The 19,224-nt window shown below is 70.3% G+C and carries 20 protein-coding genes and 1 pseudogene; 13 read left to right on the top strand and 8 right to left on the bottom strand.

Annotation, left to right across the window (positions count from 1 at the left end):
* Positions 1 to 106: pseudogene (locus ACFQPS_RS14050) on the top strand (IS5/IS1182 family transposase); the annotation flags it as partial.
* A gap of 9 nt (positions 107 to 115) precedes the next feature.
* Here ACFQPS_RS14050 and ACFQPS_RS14055 read toward each other — a convergent pair.
* The 3 genes from ACFQPS_RS14055 to ACFQPS_RS14065 all read right to left on the bottom strand — a co-directional run bounded on the left by ACFQPS_RS14055 (position 116) and on the right by ACFQPS_RS14065 (position 3,574).
* On the bottom strand, positions 116 to 1,228 hold the full coding sequence (locus tag ACFQPS_RS14055; RefSeq protein WP_377359850.1) for an AAA family ATPase: 1,113 nt from the start codon (positions 1,226 to 1,228) through the stop codon (positions 116 to 118).
* 95 nt (positions 1,229 to 1,323) lie between these two features.
* Complete coding sequence (locus ACFQPS_RS14060) at positions 1,324 to 2,835, bottom strand: UbiD family decarboxylase (RefSeq protein ID WP_377359851.1); 1,512 nt, start codon at positions 2,833 to 2,835, stop codon at positions 1,324 to 1,326.
* A gap of 79 nt (positions 2,836 to 2,914) precedes the next feature.
* Positions 2,915 to 3,574 (bottom strand): class I SAM-dependent methyltransferase, encoded by a 660-nt coding sequence (locus ACFQPS_RS14065; RefSeq protein ID WP_377359852.1) that lies wholly within the window; start codon positions 3,572 to 3,574, stop codon positions 2,915 to 2,917.
* Positions 3,575 to 3,726: 152 nt separating this feature from the next.
* On the opposite strand from ACFQPS_RS14065, the gene ACFQPS_RS14070 reads away from it, so the two are divergent.
* Positions 3,727 to 4,167 (top strand): VOC family protein, encoded by a 441-nt coding sequence (locus ACFQPS_RS14070; RefSeq protein ID WP_377359853.1) that lies wholly within the window; start codon positions 3,727 to 3,729, stop codon positions 4,165 to 4,167.
* 75 nt (positions 4,168 to 4,242) lie between these two features.
* Here ACFQPS_RS14070 and ubiA read toward each other — a convergent pair whose 3' ends face one another.
* Positions 4,243 to 5,307: a 4-hydroxybenzoate octaprenyltransferase gene (gene ubiA, locus ACFQPS_RS14075; protein WP_377359854.1), complete on the bottom strand. Its 1,065-nt coding sequence runs from the start codon at positions 5,305 to 5,307 to the stop codon at positions 4,243 to 4,245.
* A gap of 242 nt (positions 5,308 to 5,549) precedes the next feature.
* Here ubiA and ACFQPS_RS14080 point away from each other — a divergent pair, with 242 nt between their 5' ends.
* The 3 genes from ACFQPS_RS14080 to ACFQPS_RS14090 all read left to right on the top strand — a co-directional run bounded on the left by ACFQPS_RS14080 (position 5,550) and on the right by ACFQPS_RS14090 (position 8,945).
* A complete protein-coding gene (locus ACFQPS_RS14080; protein WP_377359855.1) occupies positions 5,550 to 6,713 on the top strand; it encodes an MFS transporter in 1,164 nt (387 codons plus the stop codon).
* Positions 6,710 to 7,492, top strand: a complete 783-nt coding sequence (locus tag ACFQPS_RS14085) for a 16S rRNA (uracil(1498)-N(3))-methyltransferase (RefSeq protein ID WP_377359856.1) — start codon at positions 6,710 to 6,712, stop codon at positions 7,490 to 7,492. Before ACFQPS_RS14080 ends, ACFQPS_RS14085 begins: the two co-directional genes overlap by 4 nt.
* Before the next feature lie 85 nt (positions 7,493 to 7,577).
* Positions 7,578 to 8,945 carry a glutamate--cysteine ligase gene (locus ACFQPS_RS14090; RefSeq protein ID WP_377359857.1) on the top strand — a complete coding sequence of 456 codons (1,368 nt, stop codon included), beginning with the start codon at positions 7,578 to 7,580 and terminating at the stop codon, positions 8,943 to 8,945.
* A 20-nt stretch (positions 8,946 to 8,965) separates the two neighbouring features.
* On the opposite strand, the gene tldD is transcribed toward ACFQPS_RS14090, so the two are convergent.
* Positions 8,966 to 10,402: a metalloprotease TldD gene (gene tldD / locus ACFQPS_RS14095; RefSeq protein ID WP_377359858.1), complete on the bottom strand. Its 1,437-nt coding sequence runs from the start codon at positions 10,400 to 10,402 to the stop codon at positions 8,966 to 8,968.
* Between the two features lie 429 nt (positions 10,403 to 10,831).
* Here tldD and coxB point away from each other — a divergent pair, with 429 nt between their 5' ends.
* The 8 genes from coxB to ACFQPS_RS14135 all read left to right on the top strand — a co-directional run bounded on the left by coxB (position 10,832) and on the right by ACFQPS_RS14135 (position 17,223).
* On the top strand, positions 10,832 to 11,692 hold the full coding sequence (coxB, locus tag ACFQPS_RS14100) for a cytochrome c oxidase subunit II (RefSeq protein ID WP_377359859.1): 861 nt from the start codon (positions 10,832 to 10,834) through the stop codon (positions 11,690 to 11,692).
* 27 nt (positions 11,693 to 11,719) lie between these two features.
* On the top strand, positions 11,720 to 13,327 hold the full coding sequence (gene ctaD / locus ACFQPS_RS14105) for a cytochrome c oxidase subunit I (RefSeq protein WP_377359860.1): 1,608 nt from the start codon (positions 11,720 to 11,722) through the stop codon (positions 13,325 to 13,327).
* Between the two features lie 108 nt (positions 13,328 to 13,435).
* Entirely contained in the window at positions 13,436 to 14,344 is a 909-nt protein-coding gene (cyoE, locus tag ACFQPS_RS14110; protein ID WP_377359861.1) for a heme o synthase, read from the top strand.
* 14 nt (positions 14,345 to 14,358) lie between these two features.
* Entirely contained in the window at positions 14,359 to 14,547 is a 189-nt protein-coding gene (locus ACFQPS_RS14115; RefSeq protein WP_377359862.1) for a hypothetical protein, read from the top strand.
* A complete protein-coding gene (locus tag ACFQPS_RS14120; protein ID WP_377359863.1) occupies positions 14,544 to 15,191 on the top strand; it encodes a cytochrome c oxidase assembly protein in 648 nt (215 codons plus the stop codon). The genes ACFQPS_RS14115 and ACFQPS_RS14120 overlap by 4 nt, the downstream gene beginning before the upstream one ends.
* Positions 15,184 to 16,056, top strand: a complete 873-nt coding sequence (locus ACFQPS_RS14125; RefSeq protein ID WP_377359864.1) for a cytochrome c oxidase subunit 3 — start codon at positions 15,184 to 15,186, stop codon at positions 16,054 to 16,056. The genes ACFQPS_RS14120 and ACFQPS_RS14125 overlap by 8 nt, the downstream gene beginning before the upstream one ends.
* Positions 16,034 to 16,435 carry a DUF983 domain-containing protein gene (locus ACFQPS_RS14130; protein WP_377359865.1) on the top strand — a complete coding sequence of 134 codons (402 nt, stop codon included), beginning with the start codon at positions 16,034 to 16,036 and terminating at the stop codon, positions 16,433 to 16,435. Before ACFQPS_RS14125 ends, ACFQPS_RS14130 begins: the two co-directional genes overlap by 23 nt.
* A 23-nt stretch (positions 16,436 to 16,458) precedes the next feature.
* Entirely contained in the window at positions 16,459 to 17,223 is a 765-nt protein-coding gene (locus ACFQPS_RS14135) for an SURF1 family protein (protein WP_377359866.1), read from the top strand.
* 24 nt (positions 17,224 to 17,247) lie between these two features.
* Here ACFQPS_RS14135 and ACFQPS_RS14140 read toward each other — a convergent pair whose 3' ends face one another.
* From ACFQPS_RS14140 to ACFQPS_RS14150, 3 genes are all read right to left on the bottom strand, one after another.
* Entirely contained in the window at positions 17,248 to 17,787 is a 540-nt protein-coding gene (locus ACFQPS_RS14140; protein WP_377359867.1) for a hypothetical protein, read from the bottom strand.
* Entirely contained in the window at positions 17,774 to 18,376 is a 603-nt protein-coding gene (locus ACFQPS_RS14145) for a hypothetical protein (protein ID WP_377359868.1), read from the bottom strand. Before ACFQPS_RS14145 ends, ACFQPS_RS14140 begins: the two co-directional genes overlap by 14 nt.
* Positions 18,377 to 18,617: 241 nt before the next feature.
* Positions 18,618 to 19,196, bottom strand: coding sequence for a hypothetical protein (locus tag ACFQPS_RS14150; protein WP_377359869.1), 579 nt, complete (start codon positions 19,194 to 19,196; stop codon positions 18,618 to 18,620).
* Positions 19,197 to 19,224: the final 28 nt, after the last annotated feature.

Raw genomic sequence — 19,224 nt, forward strand, 5'->3', positions numbered from 1 at the left:
CAACCGGCTCAAGGACTTCCGGCGCATCGCCACCCGCTACGACCGGCTGGCCGTCAACTTCCTGGCCGCCGTCCAGATCGCCGCCATCGTCAGTTACTGGTTATGAGTCCCGGCCCTAGGCCCCAGCCTCGTCCGTTGTTCCGCCCTCGAAAAGGGAGCCGGGGGTGGCGGGAAGGCCTGCTTCGTCTTCTGACGTTCCCCGTTTCGCTTTACGTCGAGGCGCAGCAGCGGCTTTGTCGGATCGCTTGTCATCGGTCCCGGTCGGCGTCACGCGCGAAGCCCAAAGATCGAGTTCGATTCTCACGGCCTCATCCACGGATGTGGCACCCAGACCGAGTATATGTCGCCGACGTATCGTCTGAAAGAACTCCAGCGTTTCCGCGTAACTCACATCGCCGAGCTTTGCCGCCAACGCTGCCGGCGACATTCTGGGCTTCTCCGGCCACTGTCCGAGCAACCGCTCAATGAATGCTGCCCGCTGGGTCTTGTCCGGGGCGGGAAAGCCCAAGCGCATCTGGAACCGGCGCCAGACCGCGCGGTCCAACAGTTCGGCATGATTTGTCGCCGCTATCACGACAACATAGCTCGGCAGATGATCAAGCTGGGTCAGCAGGAACGAGACCACACGCTTGATTTCACCCGTCTCATGGGTGTCGCCCCGCTCTTTGCCCAGAGCATCGAATTCATCGAAGAAAAGGACGCAGGGCTGTGTACGTACGTAGTCAAAGAGTTTGCGAAGTCTCGTGTTGGTCTCGCCCAGGTAACTGCCGATCAGGCTGTCGTACCGGACGATGAAGTACGGAAGTGCCAGCGACTCGGCGATCGCCTCCGCAAAGGATGTCTTGCCGTTCCCAGGCGGACCGGAGAGAAGAACCCGGTGGCGGGGTTCCATCCCGTGCGCGCGCAACACTCCGGCCCGCGCGTGTTCTTCGATCAACTGTTCGCCGCTGACCCGTACGGGCAAGGGCAACATGAGTTCGTCCAGCCGGAGGCGGGGCTCCAACTCAAGGATCGCATCCCGCCCTTGGCCGGTTGCACCCTGCGATGTCGCCAAAGGTGGCGGGGTCACGGAAACCGAACTCAGCGCCCGGTGAAGCCGATCCGCTAAGGTATGATGGCTCTTGGCCCGCTCGTCAGCGACCAATGCCTCGACCGTCGACCGGAGCGTGTCTCGGTCGCCGGAGGCTCCGGCGCGGACGAGGGAGACGAGGAGGTCGGCGCGGGCCATGTCGGTCTGGTCAGTCGGTATGAGGATTGTCCGGCAGTCCAATGGGGACTGCCGGTAAACGTTACCAGAACCCTCTTGGAACCGTCACCTGCTCCCTACTTCCAGATCGGCTTGCCGCTCCCCGGCAGGCCCAGTTTGCCCCAGAGGTCCGTCACCCGGTCCACCACGGTCTGGTCCATGCGCAGGACCTGGCCCCATTCGCGGTGCGTTTCGGGGGGCAGTTTGTCGGTGGCGTCCAGGCCGATCTTGCCGCCCAGGCCGCTTTCGGGGCTGGCGAAGTCCAGATAGTCGATCGGCGTGCCCTCGATCACGGTGATGTCGCGGGCCGGGTCCATCTTGGTGGAGATGGCCCACATCACGTCCTTCCAGTCCCGCGCGTTCACGTCGTGGTCCACGACGATGACCCACTTCGTGTACATGAACTGGCGCAGGAAGGACCACACGCCCATCATCACGCGCTTGGCGTGGCCCGGATAGGCCTTCTTCATGCTGACCACGGCGATGCGGTAGCTGCATCCCTCCGGCGGCAGCCAGAAATCCACGATCTCCGGGAACTTCTGCTGCAACAGCGGGATGAACACCTCGTTCAGCGCCTCGCCCAGCACGCTGGGCTCGTCCGGCGGACGGCCGGTGAAGGTGGAGAGGTAGATCGGGTCGCGCCGCATGGTGATGGCGCTGACGGTGAAGACCGGGAACTTCTCCACGCTGTTGTAGTAGCCGGTATGGTCGCCGTAGGGCCCTTCGTCGGCGCACTCGTCCAGGCTGACATGGCCTTCCAGCACGATCTCCGCCGTCGCCGGAACCTTCAGCGGCACCGTCCTGCACTCCACCAGATCGACCTTGCGACCGCGCAGCAGGCCGGCGAACTGGTATTCGGAGAGCGTGTCCGGCACCGGCGTCACGGCGGCCAGGATGGTGCCGGGGTCGGCGCCCAGCACGGCCGCGGCCGGCAGCGGCTCGCGCCGGCCCGCGCCCTTCCAGCGCTGGTGGTGCTGCGCGCCGCCGCGGTGCTTCAGCCAGCGCATGATGGTCTTGTTCCGGCCCAGCACCTGCATCCGGTAGATGCCGAGATTGTAGTTGTCCTCGCGCGCGTCGCTGGGGCCCTTGGTGACGATCAGCGGCCAGGTGATCAGCGGTGCCGGCTCGCCCGGCCAGCAGGACTGCACGGGCAGCCGGCCGAGATCCACCTCGTCGCCGGTCAGCACCACCTCCTGGCAGGGGGCGCGGCTGACGCTGCCGGGCCGCATCGCCAGCACCTGCTTGGCCAGCGGCAGCAGGTCGAACGCCTCGCGCAGGCCGCGCGGCGGCTCCGGCTGCTTCAGGAAGGCCAGCGTCTCGCCCACCTGCCGCAGCTCGTGCGGCTCCCGGTCCATGCCCCAGGCGACCCGCTCCACCGTGCCGAACAGGTTGATCAGCACCGGCATCTCGCTGCGCGTGCCGTCGGCCCGGACCGGGTTCTCGAACAGCACGGCGGGGCCGCCCTCGGCCAGCAGGCGGGTGTGGATCTCCGTCATCTCCAGCACGGTGGAGACGGGTTCCTTGACCCGGACCAGCCGGCCCGTCTGCTCAAGCTTGGCGATGAAGTCGCGCAGGGAGGAAAAAGGCATCATGTCACCGGGTTGGCAACCGGGCGGGGCGCCGGGGTTCGGCAAGGGTCCCCAGAAGATCGGGGAACGCGGGCGAAGGTCAAGCGGCGACACGCCACACGGTCGTCTCCCGCACCTCGCGGTCCTCCAGCTCCCGCGTCGTCGGGACGGCATAGCTCGCCACCGCCTCCAGCCCCTCGCCGGGCAGGTAGGAGCGGCCGGGATCGCCCAGCAGCACCGTCGTCCCGGCCGCGCTCAGGCTGCGGAACCACGCCATCGCCCGCTCGGCGAAGGGGCGTTCGTAGCAGATGTCGCCGGCCAGCAGCACGTCCACGCCGGGCAGCGGCCGGCCGATCAGGTCCGCACACCTCCCCTCCACCGCCAGCCCGTTCAGCGCGGCGTTGAGCGCCAGCGCCTCCAGGGCGAAGGGGTCGATCTCCGCCGCCGTCACGGAGGCCGCCCCGGCCTTCGCCGCCGCCAGGGCGACCAGCCCCGAGCCGGTGGCGAAGTCCAGCACCCGGCGGCCGCGCACCGTCTCCGGCCGGTCCAGCACATGCCGGGCCAGGGCCTGCCCGCCGGCCCAGGCGAAGGCCCAGAAGGGCGGCGGCAGGCCGGTGCGCTCCAGCCACGCCTCCGTCGCCAGCCAGAGCGGCGTGATCTCCGTCGCCAGATGCAGCCGCAGCTCCGGCAGCAGCGGCGGGCTGGCGATGGCCGTATGGGCGCGGATGAAGGCGGGGCGGTCGGCGGGCGGGATCGTCATGGCACCATCATAGGGCGCCGCCGCCCGCCGCGGGAGGGGCCGGGGACCGTACCCTCCCTTGAAGTTCATGGGACAGGAAAGGCCGGTTGTGCGAGATTCCGGAACGCGCCGCCGCAGCGTGTGCGGCGGTGCTCATCAGGAGGGAGGGACCCATGACGACGACCACAGACCCGTCCGCCGAGACAACCGCAGAGACGCCGGCCTTGCCGCCCCTCGGCAGCTTCGTCTGGCAGGAACTGATGACCCCCAGTCCGGCGAAGGCCCGGACCTTCTTCGGCGAGCTGCTGGGCTGGAGCTTCCGCGAGGTCGACATGGGGGAGCACGGCCTCTACACGATCATCAGCCACGGCGGCAAGGACGTGGGCGGCATGATGAAGATGGACGGCTCGACCTGGGACGGCATCCCGCCGCACTGGATGACCTATGTCAGCGTCGCGGACGTGGATGCGAGCTGCGCCAAGGTGGCGGACCTGGGCGGCAAGGTCTGCGTGCCGCCCTTCGCCGCGGCCGGGGTGGGCCGCATCGCCGTCATCAGTGACCCCACCGGGGCCACCATCAGCCTGATCACCTTCGCCACCCCCGACGGCGCCTGAGTCGCACGGGACGGCGGGCGGGTACCGGCCGGGGCCGGTCCTGTCCGTCCGTCCGGGCTGCCGGGCGGAATCGGCCTAGCGGATCTCATTGATCAACTGGTAGGGCGGCTGCGGGCGGGGATAGCCGTGGCGGTAGCCGTCATCGATGCCGCCGCCACCGCCGCCGCCCGTGACCGCGATCTCCCGCGGCTGGGCGGCGATGCCGGCGACGATGCCGATCAGGAGCGCCCAGCCCACGAACCGGGTGGCCTTGAAGGCGGCAAGGCTGTCGGCCGGGTCGTCCGGGTCCCAGCTCCGCACCTGCACGACCAGCAGCGCCGCCGTGGCCAGCAGCGGCACGGTCATCGCCGCCCCGTGGCCGAGCGGCAGCAGGGCCGCGCACCAGAGCACGAAGGCGCCGGCAAGGAACAGGCTGACGTACCGCTTGCTGGCCGCCCCGAACAGCCGGGCGGTGGACTTGATGCCGACGCGGGCATCGTCCTCCTTGTCCTGGTGGGCGTAGATCGTGTCGTAGCCGAGCGTCCACAGGATGCCGCCGGCGTAGAGCACCAGAGGGGGCCAGTCCAGGCTGCCGCGCACGGCGGTCCAGCCCATGATGGCGCCCCAGTTGAAGGTCAGGCCCAGGAAGGCCTGCGGCCACCAGGTGATCCGCTTCATCAGCGGGTAGGCGCCGACCAGCGCCAGCGACGCCACCCCCAGCCAGATCGACAGCCAGTTCAACTGGATCAGCACCAGGAAACCGAGCAGGAGCTGGAACACCAGGAAGCCCACCGCCTGGGCCACGGTGACATCGCCGCTGGGGATCGGGCGCACCCGCGTCCGCTCCACCCGCGCATCCAGGTCACGGTCCAGCAGGTCGTTGACGGTGCAGCCGGCCCCGCGCATGACGACGGCGCCGACGGCGAACAGCGTCATCAGCCAGAGGTCGGGCCAGTGGCCCGGCGGGGCCGCCATGGCGATGGCCCACCAGCCCGGGAACAGCAGCAGCCAGGTGCCGATCGGCCGGTCCAGCCGCGCCAGCCGCGCATAGGGACGCCACGCCGCCGGCAGCCATCGGTCCACCCAGTTTCCGACGCGGATGTCGGTGTGGCCGGGATCGGCATGGCCGGGATCGTTCCGGCCCTCAAGGGTGTCCACCATGGTCGGCAACAGTCTGGCGTTCGGGAACGGGATGCGGCGCGGATGCTACACGATCAGGCCCCCGGGTAGAAGCCGGTCGCTGCCCCGGGCCGGGAGCAGCCCTCCGCGGTCGCGGGGACCCTTGACCCGGCGGCGGGTGGCGGGGTTTGCTCCCCGGCATCATGCCCGCGCCCGTTCCGCCCGACCCGGCCCCGCCGTCCCCCGCCCCGACCGCTGCCGTCCCGCCGCCCGCGGCGCCGCCGATGCTGCCGCGCGCCGTCTGGATGCTGGGGCTGGTCAGCCTGTTCATGGACGTCTCCTCGGAGATGATCCTCGCCCTGCTGCCGGTCTTCCTCGTCTCCGGCCTGGGGGCCAGCGCGCTCGTGCTGGGCCTGATCGAGGGCATGGCCGATGCCACCTCCCAGGTCGTCAAGGTCTTCTCCGGCACGCTCAGCGACTGGCTGGGCAAGCGCAAGGCGCTGGCGGTCTTCGGCTACGGCCTGTCCGCCCTGTCCAAGCCGCTGTTCCCGCTGGCCGGCAGCGTCGGCATGGTGGTGGGCGCCCGCTTCATGGACCGGGTGGGCAAGGGCATCCGCGGCGCCCCGCGCGACGCGCTGATGGCCGACATGGTCGCTCCCGGCCAGCGCGGTGCCGCCTTCGGCCTGCGCCAGAGCCTGGACACGGTGGGCGCCATCCTGGGGCCGCTGGTGGCCGCCGGCCTGATGGCCCTGACCGGCGACATCCGGCTGGTCTTCGCCGTCGCGGTGCTGCCGGCGCTGCTGTCGGTGGGGCTGCTCGCCATCGGCGTGCGCGAGCCGGCCGTCGAACGTCCCGCCGACGGCGGCTTCCCCCTGACCCGGGCCGGGCTCGCACGGCTGGGCCGGCCCTTCTGGCTGGCGGTCGGGGCGGCCGGGTTCCTGCTGCTGGGCCGCTTCGGCGAGGCGTTCCTGCTGCTGCGGGCGGAGGATGTGGGCGTCGCCGCGGCATCCGTGCCGCTGGTCTATGCCTGCATGAACGTGGCCTTCGCGCTCTCCGCCTATCCGGCCGGGCGGCTGTCCGACCGGCTGGGGCGGGAGACGCTGCTGATCGCCGGATTCGTCCTGCTGGCCGCCGCCCATGCCGTGCTGGCGCTGGCATCCGGCACCCTGTCGGTCGTGGCGGGCACGGTGCTGTGGGGCCTGCATCTGGGGCTTACCCAGGGCATCCTGGCCGCCCTGGTGGCCGATGCCGCACCGGCCGACCGGCGCGGCACCGCGTTCGGCGTCTTCAACCTGGTGACCGGCCTTGCGCTGCTGCTGGCCAGCCTGGGCGCCGGCGTGCTGTGGACGACGGCCGGTCCGGCGGCCACCTTCGCCACCGCCGGCGGGGTGACCTGCGTGGCGCTCATGCTCACCCTTCTCACCCGCCGGGCCAGGACCCTCCGATGACCGACCGTCCCCGCACCCGCCTCTTCGTCGATGCACCGCTCTCCGACGGGGCGGCCGTGCCGCTGGAGGGGGGGCGCGCCCACTATCTCCGCTCGGTCCTGCGCATGCAGCCGGGCGAGCGGGTGCTGGCCTTCAACGGCCGCGACGGCGAATGGCTGGCGGAGGTGGCGCAGCTCGGCAAGTCGGGCGGCGCGCTGACAGCCCTGCGGCGGGAGCGGGAACAGACCGGGGAGGAGGGGCCCTGGCTGCTGTTCGCACCGCTGAAGGGCGGCCGCAGCGATTCCGTGGCCGAGAAGGCGACGGAGCTGGGGGCGGCGGTGCTGCACCCCGTCTTCACCCGCCGCACCGACGTGGGCCGGGTCAACCTTGAGCGGCTGGCCGCGAACGCCGTGGAGGCGGCGGAGCAGTGCGAGCGGCTGAGCGTGCCGGAGGTGCGGGAAGCGTGCCCGCTGTTCAAGGCGCTGGAGGGCTGGGACCCGGCGCGTGTCCTGTTCGTCGCCGCCGAATCGGGGCGGGCGGCGCCGGCCGTGTCGGCCGTCACAGCGCATCGGGGGCGGCCCGCGGCATGGCTTCTCGGGCCGGAAGGCGGCTTCGACCGGGCGGAGCTTGACGGGCTGATGCACTTGCCTTTTGTTGTGCCCGTCGGACTGGGGCCCCGGGTCCTCCGGGCCGACACGGCGGCCTTCGCGGTGCTCGCCGTGTGGCAGGCCCTGGCCGGGGACTGGACGTCGCAAGGGGGCGCGGATTCCCGCCCGCCCTTCCGCGACGACCGGGGCTGACCGCCTGCCCGGCGGGCGATGCCGTCGCCGGCCTTATGACACCTTAGCGTCCTTGCCCCTTCGCATCCTTCAGGGAATCCGTCCGATGTCCGCCCCACCGAAGTCGCGTGGCGAACCCATCACCGACCGCCGGCAGCTCGTCGAGCACCTGGAGGCGGGCTGCAAACCGGCCGACCGCTGGCGGATCGGGACCGAGCACGAGAAATTCGCCTTCCGCCGCGCCGACAAGCGGCCGCTGCCCTATGACGGGCCGGACGGGATCGGCGCCATCCTGAACGCCCTGGCCGACCGTTATGGCTGGGAGCGGGTGATGGAGGGCGACAACGTCATCGCCCTGTCCAAGGGCGAGGCCAGCGTCAGCCTGGAGCCCGGCGGGCAGTTCGAGCTGTCGGGCGCGCCGCTGATGACGATCCACCAGACCTGCGGCGAGGTGACGGACCACCTGACCGAGGTGAAGGCGATCGGGGCCGATCTGGGCATCGGCATGCTGGGGCTGGGCTTCAATCCGAAATGGCGGCGCGAGGACATCCCCTGGATGCCCAAGGGCCGCTACCGCATCATGCGGGCCTACATGCCCAAGCGCGGGACCCTGGGCCTCGACATGATGACCCGCACCTCCACGGTGCAGGTCAATCTGGACTTCGCGTCCGAAGCGGACATGGTGAAGAAGTTCCGCGTCGGGCTGGCCTTGCAGCCGGTGGCGACGGCGCTGTTCGCCAACAGCCCCTTCACCGAAGGCCGCCCGAACGGCTTCCAGAGCTACCGCAGCCATATCTGGACCGACACCGATCCGGACCGCACGGGCGACCTGCCCTTCGTCTTCGAGGACGGCTTCGGCTTCGAGCGCTACGTCGATTACGCGCTCTCGGTGCCGATGTACTTCGTCTACCGCGACGGGCAGTACCTGGACGCCTCCGGCCTCGACTTCCGCGACTTCCTGGCCGGGCGGCTGTCCGCCCTGCCGGGGGAAGTGCCGCTGGTCACCGACTGGAACGACCACCTGACGACGCTCTTCCCCGAGGTCCGGCTGAAGCGCTACCTGGAGATGCGCGGGGCCGACGGCGGCCCCTGGGGCCGGCTCTGCGCCCTGCCGGCGCTCTGGGTCGGGCTGCTCTACGACGGCACGGCGCTCGACGCCGCCTGGGACCTGTGCAAGGGCTGGACGGCGGAGGAGCGGGCGGCGCTCCGGCGCGACGTGCCGCGGCTGGGCCTGGACACGCCCTTCCGCGGCGGCACCCTCCAGGCCGTGGCGAAGCAGGTCGTGGCCATCGCCCGCGAGGGGCTGCGTGCCCGCGCCCGCATGGCCGGCATGGGCGACGACGAGAGCCACTTCCTGGAGACCCTGGCCGAGACGGCGGAGAGCGGCATCACCCCCGCCGTGGAGATGCTGCGCAAGTTCGAAGGCCCCTGGGCCGGGAACATCGACCGGGTCTACGAGGAATACGCGTACTGAGGCGCCGGGCGCCGGGGGGCTTACGCCGCCCGGGTGCCGCCCACCGTCAGACCGTCGATCCGCATGGTCGGCTGGCCGACGCCGACCGGCACGCCCTGGCCCTGCTTGCCGCAGGTGCCGACGCCGGGGTCGATCGCCATGTCGTTGCCGATCATGGTGACCTTGGTCAGGGCGTCGGGACCGTTGCCGATCAGGGTGGCGCCCTTCACGGCCGGGCCGATCCGGCCGTCCTCGATCAGGTAGGCTTCGCTGGCCGAGAAGACGAACTTGCCGGACACGATGTCCACCTGTCCGCCGCCGAAGTTCACGGCGTAGAGGCCGCGCTTCACGCTGGCGAGGATCTCCTCCTTCGTCTGCCCGCCGGAGCGCATGACGGTGTTCGTCATGCGCGGCATCGGCATGTGGGCGAAGCCCTGGCGGCGGCCGTTGCCGGTGGGCTTCACGCCCATCAGACGGGCGTTCAGCCGGTCCTGCATGTAGCCGACCAGGATGCCGTCCTCGATCAGGGTGGTGCAGCTTGTCGGCGTGCCCTCGTCGTCCACCGTCAGGGAGCCCCGCAGCCCCTCCAGCGTGCCGTCGTCCACGACGGTGACGCCCGGGGCGGCCACGCGCTGGCCCATCAGGCCGGAGAAGGCGGAGGTCTTCTTGCGGTTGAAGTCGCCCTCCAGCCCGTGGCCGATGGCCTCGTGCAGCATCACCCCGCACCAGCCGGGGCCGAGCACCACCGGCATCTCGCCGGCCGGGGCGTCGATGGCGGAGAGGTTGGTCAGGGCGTTGCGCAGCGCCTCGTCCACATGCGCCTGCCAGACCTCGGGCTCCAGGAATCGCTCGTAGGTGCGCCGCCCGCCGGAGCCGTGGCTGCCCGATTCCATGCGGTCGCCGTCGGCCACCACCACCGACACGTTCAGCCGCACCAGCGGCCGGATGTCGGAGACGCGGTGCCCGTCGGCCCGGATGATCTGCACCGCCTGCCATTCCCCCGACAGCGAGCAGGAGACCTGCCGCACCCGCGGGTCCCTGGCGCGGGCATAAGCGTCCACCGCCTCCAGCAGCTTCACCTTCGCCTCGAACGGCACCAGCCCCAGGGGATTGTCGCTGGCATAGAGCGCCCGGTTGGTGCCGGCTGGCGGTTCGGCATAGGTGCCGCCGTGGCCGGCATGGACGGCGCGCACGGTGCCCGCGGCCCGGCGGATCGCGTCCTCCGACAGGGTGGAGGCATGGGCGTAGCCGGTCGCCTCTCCGGCCACCGCGCGCAGGCCGAAGCCCTGCGAGGTGTCGAAGCTGGCGCTCTTCAGCTTGCCGTCATCCCAGACGAAGCCCTCCGACTGGGCGTATTCCAGGAACAGCTCCCCGTCGTCCGCACCGTGCAGCGCATCGGCCACGATGTCCGCCGTGCGCGCCAGGTCCAGCCCGGCCCGGGTGAAGAACAGCTCGTCGGTCTGGGCGAGGGTGGACATCGGCGTCGGACTCCAGGCGGCAGTGCGGGGCGGGAGCGCCCCCTGTGGAGCGCCCCCTGTCCTGACAATGGCGATCCGGGGCGCACGGGGCAAGATGCCGTGCTCCCGCCCGGCCCCCGCCCGGCCCGGCGTCCCGGGGCGTTTGCAGCGGACGTGGCGATTTTGCATGCGGACAGCGGCCGGACCCCCGGCCGGAGCGGCTTTACCTCGAATAGGGACGGGTCTATGGTCCAAAATGATGTGACCGAACTATTCCGGGAGCGAGCATATTGTGCCGGCGACGGATGAGCCTGTAACGTCCGCCGCAGCCCCGCCCGGGGGGCGATGCCGTGACGCCGGTTCTCCGGTCGGAACGGTGCGCACCGGCGACCGGCCGGACCGGCAAGCGAAGGGGAGCCAATCCCCGGCAACGATAAGAGAGTGGTAGGGATGTCCGCACGCAAGATCGGCGCCGCCCTGTCGGCCCTTCTCACGACCCTTGCCGTCGGCGCCTGGACGGCGCTGGCGCAGCAGGAGGCGCCCATGATCGGGGCGCCGCAGCCGGGCGGGCTCGGCCTGCAACAGGCGGCCTCCCCGGTCAAGCAGCAGCTCGAAAGCTTCCACGACCTGCTGCTGATCATCATCACCGCCATCACCCTGCTGGTGCTGGCGCTGCTGGTCTACGTGATGTGGCGCTTCCGCGCCTCGAAGAACCCGGTCCCGTCCAGGACCAGCCACAACACCCTGCTGGAGGTGGCGTGGACGGTGATCCCGGTGGTGATCCTGGTGGTCATCGCCATCCCGTCCTTCCAGCTCCTCTACTTCATGGACAGGACGCCGGAGGCGGACATGACCGTGAAGGTCACCGGCCGCCAGTGGTACTGGTCCTACGAATACCCCGACCACGGCAACATCGCCTTCGACAGCTTCATGCTGAGCGAGGACGAGGTGCCGGACCCCAAGCTGCGGCTGCTGGAGGTGGACAACCGGCTGGTCGTGCCGGTGGGGGCCAATGTCCGCGTCCTGGTCACGGCCAGCGATGTCATCCACTCCTGGGCCATCCCGTCCCTGGGGATCAAGAAGGACGCCGTTCCCGGCCGCCTGAACGAGACCTGGTTCCGGGCCGATGCCGAGGGCGTGTTCTACGGCCAGTGCTCGGAGATCTGCGGCACCAATCACGGCTTCATGCCCATCGCGGTGGAGGCCGTGTCGAAGGAGCGGTTCGACGCCTGGGTGGCGGAGAAGACAGTCGCCCTGAACAGGAACGAAGGGGAGCCACGGCAGCTCGCGGAAGAACCTGCTGACCGATAAGGCTCCCGCAGGAGAGGGTAAGAGACCATGGGTGCAGTGACGGGGGCGCAGGCCCGCGACGATCACGACGATCACCATGACCACCGGCCGGGCTTCGTCCGGCGCTGGCTGTTCTCCACCAACCACAAGGACATCGGCACGCTCTATCTGGTTTTCTCCGTCATCGCCGGGCTGATCGGCGGGATGTTCTCCGTCATCATGCGGATGGAGTTGCAGAGCCCCGGCATGACCATCGTGGCCGACGGCCAGATGTGGAACGTGCTGATCACGGCCCACGGCCTGATCATGGTGTTCTTCGTCGTCATGCCGGCGCTGATCGGCGGCTTCGGCAACTGGTTCCTGCCGATCATGGTGGGGGCGCCGGACATGGCGTTCCCGCGTCTGAACAACATCAGCTTCTGGCTGCTGGTCCCCGCCTTCCTGCTGCTGCTCGGCTCGGCCTTCGTGCCGCCGGGGGCGGGGACAGGCTGGACGATCTACCCGCCGCTCTCCGGCGGCACCGGGCATGACGGCCCCTCGGTGGACATGGCGATCTTCGCCCTGCACCTGGCCGGAGCCAGTTCCATTCTGGGGGCGATCAACTTCATCACGACGATCTTCAACATGCGCGCGCCGGGCATGACGCTGCACAAGATGCCGCTGTTCGCCTGGGCGATGCTGGTGACGGCGTGCCTGCTGCTGCTGGCCGTGCCGGTGCTGGGCGGCGCCATCACCATGCTGCTGACCGACCGCAACTTCGGCACCCACTTCTTCGAGCCGGCCGGCGGCGGCGACCCGGTGCTGTTCCAGCACCTGTTCTGGTTCTTCGGCCACCCCGAAGTCTACATCATGATCCTGCCGGCTTTCGGCATCGTCAGCCACATCGTCTCCACCTTCAGCCGCAAGCCGATCTTCGGCTATCTCGGCATGGCCTACGCCATGGTGGCGATCGGCGTGGTCGGCTTCGTCGTCTGGGCCCACCACATGTTCACCGTCGGCCTGGACGTGGACACGAAGGCCTATTTCACCGCGGCGACGATGATCATCGCCGTGCCGACGGGCATCAAGATCTTCTCCTGGATCGCCACCATGTGGGGCGGCTCCATCGAGTTCCGCACGCCCATGCTGTGGGCGGTGGGCTTCATCTTCCTGTTCACGCTGGGCGGCGTCACGGGCGTGGTCCTGTCCAATGCCGGCATGGATATCGCCCTGCACGACACCTATTACGTGGTGGCGCACTTCCACTACGTGCTCAGCCTGGGGGCGGTGTTCGCCATCTTCGCCGGCTACTACTACTGGATCGGCAAGATGAGCGGCCGGCAGCATCCCGAATGGGCCGGCAAGCTGCACTTCTTCACGACCTTCGTCGGCGTGAACCTGCTGTTCTTCCCGCAGCACTTCCTGGGGCTTCAGGGCATGCCGCGGCGCATTCCCGACTACCCGGAAGCCTACGCCTTCTGGAACGCCGTCTCCTCCTACGGCGCCTACATCGCCTTTGCGTCCACGATCTTCTTCTGCGTGATGGCGGTCTACACCCTGCTGGCTGGCCGCCGTGTGGAGGGCGACTACTGGAACACCGGCGGGACGACGCTGGAATGGACCCTGTCCAGCCCGCCGCCGTTCCACCAGTTCGAGACGCTGCCGCGGCTGAAGTAGCCGCGGCGGTGCGCCGCGTCCGGGGTCCGGGCGACCGGACCCCGGGAACGATCCGGGGACATCAGAAGCCCCGGACGCAGAGACCGTAGGGTTGGGAAGGCACGGAAGATGACGGATACCACGATCGAGCTGCATGGCGGGGCCGTGGGCGGCACCGCCAGCGTCGGCGACTACATGGCGCTGCTGAAGCCCCGGGTGATGATCCTGGTCGTCTACTCGGCCATCGCCGGGATGGCGGCCGCGCCGGGCGGGCTGCATCCGGTGCTGGCGCTGGCGGCGGTGCTCTGCATCACGGTCGGCGCCGGGGCGTCGGGCGCCATCAACATGTGGTACGACCGCGACATCGACGCGGTGATGAAGCGCACCGCGCTGCGGCCGATCCCGCAGGGCCGGGTGAACCCGGACGAGGCGCTGGCCTTCGGCGTCGTCCTCTCGGTGGCGCCGGTGCTGCTGCTGGGGCTGGCGGTGAACTGGGTCGCGGCGGCGCTGCTGGCCCTGGCTTCGGCCTTCTATGTCTTCGTCTACACGATCTGGCTGAAGCGGCGGACGCCCCAGAACATCGTGATCGGCGGGGCCGCCGGCGCCTTCCCGCCGATGATCGGCTGGGCGGCGGTGACGGGCGACGTGACGCTGGCCAGCGTGATCCTGTTCGCCATCATCTTCTTCTGGACGCCGCCGCATTTCTGGGCGCTGTCGCTGTTCGCCAGCGCCGATTACGAGAAGGCGGGCGTGCCCATGCTGCCGGTCGTCGCCGGCGCGCGGGAGACGAAGCGGCAGATGCTGGCCTACACGCTGATCCTGCTGCCGCTGGCGACGGCGCCCTGGTTCGTCGGCATCGCCGGGACAGCCTATCTGGCGACATCCGTGGTGCTGGGCCTGTTGTTCGTGCTGTGCGCCGTCCGCGTGCTACGGGCGGACGCGACGGACATGAAGCCGGCCAAGCGGATGTTCGGCTTCTCCATCCTCTATCTCTTCGTGCTGTTCGGCGTGCTGATCGCCGAGCGGCTGGTGGCCTGAGCGGGAGACCCGGCATGAACGCCGAGCACACGACCCGGACCGACCGCACGGACGAGGGCGCGACGGACCCGACCGCCGACGCCGACGAGATGCGCCGGCGCCAGCGGGGCAAGAACCGCGCCATGCTGGTGGCGCTGCTGGCGCTGGTGGGGCTGGTCTATGCCGTCGCCATCGTGCGGATGCAGGGCGGGGGCTTCCCATGAGCCCCGCCCGCCGCAACCGCGTCATGGCCGCGGCGCTGGGCGGCGTCGTCGCGGGCATGGTCGGCCTGTCCTTCGCCGCGGTGCCGCTCTACGACCTGTTCTGCCGCGTCACCGGCTTCGGCGGCACGCCCCAGGTGGCGCAGGGGCCGGCCGGCCGCGTGCTGGACCGGACGATGACCATCCGCTTCAACGCTGACGTCAACCGGTCCCTGCCCTGGGGCTTCCGCCCGGCGGTCAACACCACCGAGGTGCGCGTCGGGGAACCGGCCCTGACCACCTTCCACGCCCGCAACGACGGCGCGGTGCCCGTCGTCGGCACCGCCACCTACAATGTCACGCCGGACAAGGCGGGCATCTACTTCAACAAGATCCAGTGCTTCTGCTTCACCGAACAGCGGCTGGAGCCGGGGCAGGAGATCGACATGCCGGTCTACTTCTATGTGGACCCGGCGATCGCGGACGATCCCGGCATGGCCGACGTCCACACGATCACCCTGTCCTACACCTTCTTCAAGGCGGTGGACCAGCCGGACACGGCCGCTTCCGCCGCACCATCCCCCGGACGGACCCAGGCGGCGGCCCGGCCGGCCGGCGACCGGACGCTACCGTCGAACGATAAGGCGAGGGAAGAGAGACATGGCTGACGTCAAGGTCCACGCCGCCCCGGCCGGGGCCGCAGCCGAAGGGGTCAAGCAGCCCTACCATCTTGTGGATCCCAGCCCGTGGCCGCTGCTGGGCGCCTTCGCGGCCGGCCTGCTGGCCACGGGGGCCGTCCTCTACATGCACGACCATGGCTGGGGGGTGCTGGCGGCCGGCTTCCTGGCCGTGCTGGGCGTCATGGCCGGCTGGTGGCGCGACGTGGTGCGGGAGTCCGTCGTGCAGCGGGCGCACACGCCGGTCGTCAAGATCGGGCTGCGCTACGGCATGGCGCTGTTCATCGCGTCGGAGGTGATGTTCTTCGTCGCATTCTTCTGGGCCTTCTTCGACGCCAGCCTCTATGCCGGCGAGCCGATGCAGGTGGCGCGGACCGAAGCCACGGGCGGCCAGTGGCCGCCGGCCGGCATCGAGCCGATCAACCCGTTCGACCTGCCGCTGATGATGACGGTGATCCTGCTGCTGTCGGGCAGCACTGTCACCTGGGCGCACCACGCCATCGTCGAGGGCAAGCAGGCGCAGGCGGTGAAGGCGCTGGGCATCACCGTGGCACTGGGCGCGCTGTTCACCATGTTCCAGCTCTACGAGTACAGCCACGCCAGCTTCGGCTTCGCCGACAACATCTATTCGTCCACCTTCTACATGGCCACCGGCTTCCACGGCTTCCATGTCCTGATCGGCACCATCTTCCTGGCCGTCTGCTGGTTCCGGGCCTCCCGCGGGCACTTCACCCCGCAGAGCCATTTCGGCCTGGAGGCCGCCGCCTGGTACTGGCATTTCGTGGACGTGGTCTGGCTGTTCCTGTTCGTGTCCATCTACTGGTGGGGGGCTGGTGGACAGTACGCCGCGCACTGACGGGGCGCCCGCCGCGGTTTCCCCGCTGCGGGCGGGCCTGGGCTGCACCTGTCCGCGCTGCGGCCGGGGGCGGCTGTTCAAGGGCTTCCTCTCCATCGTCGAGCGCTGCCCCGTCTGCGGCCTGGAACTGGCCTGCAATGACAGCGGCGACGGCCCGGCCGTCTTCCTGATCTTCATCCTGGGCTTCGCGGTGGTGCCGCTGGCGCTCTGGGTGGCGATGAGCGTGGACTGGCCGCTCTGGGTCCACACCATCCTGTGGAGTGCGGTCGTGCTGGGGCTGACGCTGGGCATGCTGCGCCCGGCCAAGGCCTATGTCCTGGCCTTGCAGTACCGCTACCGCCGCTCCGACTTCGAGCGCGGCGGGGGAGACGGCGGATGAGCGCCGCAGGGTCAAGCGCCGCCATGCCTGCCCCGACCCCCGGCCGTCCGCCGGGGCGGGCCAAGACCGTGGCCGGGGCGGTGCTGGTGCTGCTCGGCATCGCCGTCCTGGTCGGGCTGGGGACCTGGCAGATGCAGCGGCTGGCCTGGAAGGCGGCGCTGATCGACCGGATCGAGACGCGCATGGCGGCGGCGCCGGTCCCGCTGCCGGTCTGGCCTGACGGGGCCGGTCGCAGTCCGGCGCCCGATCCGCAGGACTGGGACTACCGGCCGGTGCTGCTGACCGGACGCTTCGAGCATGCCCAGGAGCTTTACCTCGGCCCCCGGGTGCGGGGCGGTCAGCCCGGCCTGCATGTCCTGACGCCCTTCGTGCGGGCGGACGGGCAGGGGACCGTGCTGGTGGACCGCGGCTGGATCCCGGCCGACCGGCGCGATCCGGCGGACCGGGCCGACGGGCTGCCGGCCGGCACGGTCACCCTGGCCGGCGTCGCCCGGGTGCCGCCGCCGCGGGGCTGGATGCAGCCGGAGAACCGGCCGGAGGAGAATTACTGGTTCTGGATCGACCTGCCGGCCATGGAAGCGGCGACGGGGGCGGGCGGACTCGCGCCGCTGGTGGTGGAGGCGGCGGCCGGACCCGATGCGGGCGTGCTGCCGGTGGGCGGACAGACGGTGGTCGCCCTGCGCAACAACCACCTCTCCTATGTCGTCACCTGGTACGGGCTGGCGGCGACTCTCGCCGCCATGTACGCTGGCTCCCTGCTGCGCCGGCGGCGGCCGCATCCGGCCTGAAGGGGGCCGGTCGGATGGGAGCGGTCAGACGGGGGTGGCGTCCGGGCTGGCGGGGGCGGTCCGTTTCGGGCGGGGCACCAGGGTGGTGAGGGTGAAGCCCTCGGGGGCCGGATAGCGCTTGGTCACCTTCGTCCGCGCCACCTCCGCATCCACGCCCCAGACCAGGAAGCGGCGGGCGCCCTCCCAGGCCTGGAGCTGCCGGCCGGGGGCGGCCTCCGCCGCGGCCTTCACCGTGGCGATCCAGGCCTGGTCCTGTGGCATCCGCCGTTCGTCCAGCACGAAGACCCGGTTTTCCGGGCGGGACGCCGCCTTGATGTCCTGTTCCAGCCTGCGGCAGGACTTCAGCAGGTCGGCCCGCGCCAGATCGAGCTGGCGCAGCTCCCGCTTGAGGCCCAGCGTCTCCCGGGCCGCCTTCCGGACCCGGCCGACATACTGGGACTTCTTCGTCATCGCCACGCGGTAGCGGCGCTGCGCCTCACGCACGCGGTACAGGGCCCGCTCGCCGGAGAAGGCGAGGCCGGTGACGGCGATCAGCAGCGCGAACAGGAACTCAGGCGACGGCATTGCGCAGATCGTCCTCCGGCGTTCCGGCCGCCGCCCCGTCGGGATCGCCGCCCTCGTCCGGCCGCTCCAGCCGCATGTTCAGGATGGCAAAGCCCAGGGGCAGGGGGTAGAGGCGCTGGATCTCCCGGCGCGCCTCGGTCAGGGTCTCCGCCCAGACCTCCACCACCTGCGGCGTCGCCCATTCCGCGTCCAGGGTGGGGTGTGGCTTGCCCTCCATCTGCGACGCCTGGACCTGCCGGTTCACCACCCAGGCGCGGAAGCGGAGGTTGGCGGCGCTCTCGCGGCCGACGATGCGGATGGGCGCCTCCGCCTCCCGGTGCGCCTCGGCCAGCTCGCGCTCCAGCAGATAGCGCTGCCGGCGCAGGCCCGCGACCTCCGTCGTGACCCTGGCGATGCCCGCCTGCACCTCGGCCCGGCGCAGTTCGAAGCGGATCTCCATCTGCGCCAGCCGCGGGATGCGCTCCTGCGCCGCCTTCAGGTCGTCGCGGCCGTCGATGGAGACCTCGATCAGCTTGCCCAGGAAGAAGGCGAACAGCCAGCCGGCCACACCGAGCAGCGACCCCACCAGGATGGCGTTTCCGTAGGTCATGGTGCGTCCTGGACAGCGCGGGGGCGGTGGACCGGAAGCGGGGAGGGCGGAGCCGTCAACGCGAGGCGGAGAGGGTGTCAACCAGGGGTTAACCGACCGGCCCATCGGTGCAGCCCCCGGGACATCTCCTGTCCGCCGGGGGAACCCAGGGTGGCCGAACGCCATCAGGATAGCGGCTTCCCCGGAAATGTGGACAGGAATATGCCGTGCGACAAAGAATCTTCATCAATCATCAAGGTTTCTATGCCAAGCGCACGCCCATGCGCCGCGCCTCCAGCATGAAGGCGCGGGTCATCTGCACGATGTCCGTGCGCCAGTAGAGCTGGGCCATGGGATCGACCAGGAAGTCCCGGGGCAGCATGGCGTAGCAGTAGGTCTCCACCAGCCGGCGGTCGTGGTCCCAGGGATCGGCGGCATCGCGCCAGCCGATCGTCCAGCCGGCATGCCCGGCCCCGGTCTGCCAGCGCTCGAAACGGGGGGCGATGCCCGGCGCGTCCGCCAGATCGTGGGCCGGCACGGTGTAGACGATGACGAAGCGCCAGACATTGAGCTGGAGGCGCATGCGCAGCGTGTCGCCGAAGGCGGCGATACGGTACTCGGCGTCCGATGCGCCCGGAACATGGCGCAGCGCCACCCCGGCCCGCGCCGCGGCGGACAGGGGCTCCGGCCCCGGCCCGTCGCCCCACTCGGGCACGGCATACTCCACGGCATGCAGGGCGCGGAACATGGTGCCGGTGAGGAAGGCGGAGGTCAGGTGCTGGCACTCCTCCAGCGACAGGGCGGGAGGCGCCGGAACGGCGGGGGTGGGGGCGTCGGGCATGCGGTCCTCGCTGGGGTCGGACGGTGCG

Origin of the sequence: Rhodocista pekingensis (genome assembly GCF_042665545.1) — a bacterium.
Lineage (GTDB): Bacteria > Pseudomonadota > Alphaproteobacteria > Azospirillales > Azospirillaceae > Rhodocista > Rhodocista pekingensis.